The 5,048-nt window shown below is 47.5% G+C and carries 5 protein-coding genes; 2 read left to right on the forward strand and 3 right to left on the reverse strand.

The window, feature by feature from the left end:
• Positions 1 to 71: 71 nt before the first annotated feature.
• Both AB5202_RS09735 and AB5202_RS09740 read right to left on the reverse strand, forming a co-directional pair.
• A complete protein-coding gene (locus AB5202_RS09735) occupies positions 72 to 320 on the reverse strand; it encodes a hypothetical protein (RefSeq protein WP_368144639.1) in 249 nt (82 codons plus the stop codon).
• 512 nt (positions 321 to 832) lie between these two features.
• Positions 833 to 1,585, reverse strand: a complete 753-nt coding sequence (locus tag AB5202_RS09740; protein ID WP_368144637.1) for a hypothetical protein — start codon at positions 1,583 to 1,585, stop codon at positions 833 to 835.
• A 390-nt stretch (positions 1,586 to 1,975) separates the two neighbouring features.
• On the opposite strand from AB5202_RS09740, the gene AB5202_RS09745 reads away from it, so the two are divergent.
• Entirely contained in the window at positions 1,976 to 2,428 is a 453-nt protein-coding gene (locus AB5202_RS09745; RefSeq protein ID WP_250787598.1) for a DUF4869 domain-containing protein, read from the forward strand.
• Positions 2,429 to 2,673: 245 nt separating this feature from the next.
• A complete protein-coding gene (locus AB5202_RS09750; protein ID WP_368144636.1) occupies positions 2,674 to 3,402 on the forward strand; it encodes a translation initiation factor 2 in 729 nt (242 codons plus the stop codon).
• 638 nt (positions 3,403 to 4,040) lie between these two features.
• Here AB5202_RS09750 and AB5202_RS09755 read toward each other — a convergent pair.
• A complete protein-coding gene (locus tag AB5202_RS09755) occupies positions 4,041 to 4,649 on the reverse strand; it encodes a PBECR4 domain-containing protein (protein ID WP_215675090.1) in 609 nt (202 codons plus the stop codon).
• Between the last annotated feature and the right edge of the window lie 399 nt (positions 4,650 to 5,048).

The following is a 5,048-nucleotide window of genomic DNA, read 5'->3' on the forward strand; positions in this document are numbered from 1 at the left end:
AACCGTATTCCAGATTCTAGGACGCCGGGCCGACTCGCTTCGGATGGGGCTCTACACCAACTTTCTCGACACTACCTGAAGAAAAAACCCAGCGCAATACTATAAAAGAGAACCGTGCCTTCGATTGAAGCTATCTGTTTAACAGCTTGTTTAATGGAGTATCCGGCTTTCCCCGCAACAAACCAGATTGTTATGGCAACAAAGCAGCCGACCGCAGTTCTTCCAATTGGATAGAAAAAGATATTGTAGAAAAACCTAGTAAACGAACCAGGAAAAACGGAAACAGAATCAGCGTTGTGAACAACAAAATGATGAGCCATTACCGTCCACATAAGGACAATGCGAAGAAATTCGATACGGGAATCTCGTATTTTTACCAAAATGCCACCAAGTAAAAACAAAACCTAATAATACCTTGACCTAGAACCGTTCGAGAATCTCCTCGGCATTCTCTCGCAGATAGATATCTAGGTCCGGCAGGGCAAACTGCACGTAGCCTCTCTGTGGCGCCTGAATAACCTCTCTCTGAGAAGTTTGACTCTGGTGGGGCTGCGAATAGAAAGTTGGACTGCGGGATGGTCGGGACTTGAGGTTAGCATGCGCTATTAGCGCCGGGCGATCTAGCCACTAATAGTCAAACGATTTTGACCAATCCCGGTCACCGAACGATGGCCGCCGTGCCTCCCCGCCGCCGCTACGCCGTTGGTGCCAACACCGGCGTTAGGAGAGCCATTGAGGTGAACAAGAGACAAGATGACCTACAGGAGATTATAGATGCGACGCTCCGGGAAATGGCCGCGGAGGGGGGCGACGGGTTCGACCCATTGGCAGTTTAGCCCCCGCTGCAAATTGACCATTTGTGCTGGCTGCATTCTATTTTTCCTTCTTTTTTAAGTACTTGACTATATGTAGACCAGTCCTTATCCGTAATACCAAGTTCATCTTTAATTTTTCGCTTTGTATTAATGCCATCGCTAATTGCTGCGAGGATTTTCTCTTCGATATCAACCGTTTTTCCAGGTCCCTTTTGTATGGTATTAATCGCCAAGACCAATGAATTAAGCCTAATGACGCCTCGCGCTGTCAAATCAAATTCCTTACCATCGGATGTAACGGTTCCATCCTCAAAAATAAACACAAAACGCTCTAATGTGTCGGTTTTAAATGCAAAACGACCATGCGCGAGAGCATTTCTTATGTGATAAAACAAACTCATGTATTTGCTCGTATTGCCCTTCGAATTAACTTTCACAAACGCCATGCGCTGATCATCAACATTTTCGTAAAAATACTCATCTAAGTTTAGCTTTTTGCAGGTGCCCTCTAATTCTTTCTTGCTTCTTACCGCAAGCATCACATCGACATCCCTGCGACTAAATATAGCTTGATTTAGAGAAGTCTTTAAGCTTCGAATCCCTACCCAAGGGGCGGGCGCCCATTTATCAATCTCATTATTATTACGATTACTCTGACCAGGGCAGGGAGACTCAATCAGGAAAAAATGAACTACACGCATCCAATTAGAGTCTTCCAGAACCTGTTGCGGCAGGGGCTCGTTTAACCATGAAGTTCGAAGTATTGCCATGTCTACCTCCAGCTACAGCTTTGTAATCAACATCCCAATGCATTTCTCGACATTAGCAAAAATACTCCCGTACGAAAGGCTTCTTAAGAGTCTCAAGCATTTCAATCTGTCGTTTCATGTCAAATCGCATCTTTATATTCCTATCGTAAGTTATATCGAGAATTATCGGTTTATATAAACATGTATAAGCTTATCGCGGAATATCGTTTGTTTCGACCCGCTAAATCCAACATATAGAGACAGGCAATTACCGCAGGATAGAAAGCTGTTACACCCGTAAAAGTCATCGGTTCGTTCTAACAGACATGTTGATTGACCCATTACCCACTGCTTGAGGGAAATCGACCCCAACATGGTAAAGTAGTCGCAACAGGCAACCATGGAGGAACAATGCTCAGCATTCACTACGGCGACAGAGACGATGTGATTTATGACACGTCAACATTCTTTGATTACAGCTATTCTCCCTCTTGGCTGCAAGATCCCCTGTCACAGCGCATTATCAAATCTATTGATAGTGGCACTGTTCTTGGCGCAAACGCAATTGACACCAAGGTGCTTGGCGTTATTCCGCCAGAGAAACTATCAACGGGCACCAAAACACTTCTACTGATGCTCTTTATGCCTCAAAACCTCTACAACGCCTCAACCTGCGGAGATAATTGCGCCTATTGGATCTTGCGCATCGCCTCCAAACATGACATCACCATCAACCTCTACCATATGATGGATTTTGGCAAAGCGCGTTTTACAGCCCGTGTCATCAATTCCGGACAGATTGTTCATACCATGGATGAGCTTGTCCTTATCTCGGCAAAATGTCTGAGGGAGGCTCGAGCATGAGAGGGGAATACCAGCTGACCGTAAGGACCAATAAAGTTCAGGTCAAACTCACCATTCGCCGAAACCTCACCATCATCCAAGGCAAAAGCGCAACAGGCAAAACCACCCTGTAAGACAGCCTCCGTGCATACGAAAACCTGGGAGCCCAAAGCGGGATTATCGTTAATTGCGCAGCCCCCTGCCGCGTCATCGGCGGCAAAGATTGGGAAGCGCAACTCGGCCGCATCGATAACAGCATCGTGTTTGTGGACGATACGCAAAAATTCGTAAGGAGCCATGCATTCCAGCATGCAGCTCGACACAGTTCCAACTACTACGTCATCGTCGCGAGGGACGAATTGCCCCAGCTCCCCTATAGCGTGAATGAGATCTATGGCCTCAAAAACACCAACAGGGCCACAACAAAATATCCTGTCTACACACGCACGTACACTTCTATCTACCGCATTTACGGAGACGAGCTCTACGATGGAGATCGGCCAGAAGAAGTCATCGTCGAAGACAGCAATGCCGGCTATGAGTTCTTTAAAGTCCTGTGCGCCAAAAGTAAAATTCGCTGCGTAAGTGCCGGTGGCAAATCAAACATATACGAAACCGCTCTGAGCTCCCCAGCCCAAAAATTGCTCGTAATTGCAGATGGGGCCGCTTTTGGGCCCGAGATGCCCTATGTCTATTCGCTCAGAAGATTTAAGGAGATCGAGCTCTTTTTGCCGGAATCGTTTGAATGGCTTGTGCTGAGATCGGGAATCTTCAACGATGTCGAAACGCAAGACATGCTCCTTCATCCTGCCGATTTCATCGACTGCGAGAAGTTCTTCAGTTGGGAACAGTTCTTTACTAAACAGCTAAGGGAACTGACCAGAGACAGCTACCTAGCCTATAGAAAAGAAGCTCTCAATCCCGCCTACCTACAGCAACATGAGCTCAACACGATTGCTGAATCGCTACCCAAACTCGGAATCACTCCGCGCTAGATCGAGAAATACTCGCCCTCAGCGGATAAGTTCGGCCCCAACCACGGATCGCCCGTCAAGAAGAACTCCGGCCAGCGCTGAATGAACAGTGCCTGTTCACGTTTCCAGCGGCGCAGCTTTTCCTCGTTGGCCTCTTCCCTGCCGCGTGAGGTGAACTCGTAGTGGTACAGCTCGGCATAGGGCGTAAAGATGGTGCGGAAGCCCGCCTCCCCCTGGCGCCAAATGCCTCGACCGCGAAGCTGTCCAATTCAAGATGGTCGGCATCGGTCCAGGCTCGGAAGCCTCTGAGACGCCCGACTCGTAGTACGTGACCTTGTCTATAAACAGGCTTTCCGCACTCACAGCATAAGAAGGCCCGTGCAACAAAACACAAAGGTAGGCCAGAGCAACAAGCAGGATGCAACGGCGATGATGGCCCAACAAGACAACAGGCATGAGTGCGCCGATCTACACGGCAAGCCAATAAACAGGGTTGGGAAATGCCTGGTGGCAGTACTCATCAGCGTATTAAGATCAAATCCTAGCCCAGACTCATAACAGATCGAATCCCTGCAACAGCGGGAAAAGTCGACGTAAATCGTTTAAGTATGCGGCAAGCGGAGAGAGTGTATGGGCGCTCGCACGCGTCTTTGAATCTTCTAATGAGCAAGAAGAGAGGGATCTAGGAGAGACCTAATAGTTCTTGGAAGCTGGGAATCATCGAACTCACCATCTTTAAACAAGAGGGAATCATATAGCTTCTTATCGTTCTGTCTCGAAAAGATATGAGTGACCAGATGCGCATCGTGGGCCTTTGAAAAACAATCTTCGTCCCTTAAAGATTCAGCAATATAACAACCGCCCCTATAGTTCATGAGTAAGGAAAAGTTTAAGTCTGTTGTTCCAAACTTATAGCACTGCGATTTTGTTGATATGTCTTCGAGCATAAAGCACGCGGAGGTTGCAAAAGAGGCAAGCTGAACAATATGGTTGACTTTTCTGCGACACAGAGCGTAGGGATGGCGATTCGAAAAGTCGATCTGCGACGCAGCAAGTTTTCCTCTGGATGCCAATTTGAAAAACTGCTTAGCCGACAAATGACTATCTACGCCAGTTAAATGCTTGAAATTTTCGGCCTTATAAATAACTTCGATATACCTGTCATCGAAAACGTACATGAATGACTTTCCGACAAGAAAACCGCGATAAAGTTTTGCTGCCTGATTAATTTCCGCAACTATCGCCTTCCGATCTTCAGCCCTACCCATACTACCCCAATCAAAAAAGCCGGGATAACCCCGGCTGATAATCAAAGAGGCGGTTTTCTGCTGGCTGTCAGCCGCGGCATCCTCACGGAAACCTAGTTGTCGCCGGAATTATAGTCCCCGGCGCGGACTCACCTTATCTCCCCGGTGCGGGCTCGATATCCTCTCGGATATCTAATCGTCTTGGACTTTTTACCTGCCCAAGCACAGTACAGCTTTTACGTGCCGCCACACGGAGCTTAGCTCAAGATTATTATCTATAACTCAAGCCACTAAAGCAAGCTACGCACGGGCATGGTCAAATTAAATTCAAACCTTGGTCATCAACCTTGATTCTCATTTTCATTGCAACAGCCTCAGGACTCAGCGCAACGCGTTGCGCTGAGTCCGGAGGCGCGAATC

The sequence above is a fragment of the Collinsella aerofaciens genome, from assembly GCF_040915545.1.
Taxonomy (GTDB): Bacteria; Actinomycetota; Coriobacteriia; order Coriobacteriales; family Coriobacteriaceae; genus Collinsella; species Collinsella aerofaciens_BE.

Excerpts from the sequence above, each read along its gene's own strand:
- AB5202_RS09745 (WP_250787598.1), top strand. The coding sequence starts at position 1,976 with ATGCTCAGCATTCACTACGGCGACAGAGACGATGTGATTTATGACACG.
- AB5202_RS09755 (WP_215675090.1), bottom strand. The coding sequence starts at position 4,649 with ATGGGTAGGGCTGAAGATCGGAAGGCGATAGTTGCGGAAATTAATCAG.
- AB5202_RS09735 (WP_368144639.1), bottom strand. The coding sequence starts at position 320 with ATGGCTCATCATTTTGTTGTTCACAACGCTGATTCTGTTTCCGTTTTT.
- AB5202_RS09740 (WP_368144637.1), bottom strand. The coding sequence starts at position 1,585 with ATGGCAATACTTCGAACTTCATGGTTAAACGAGCCCCTGCCGCAACAG.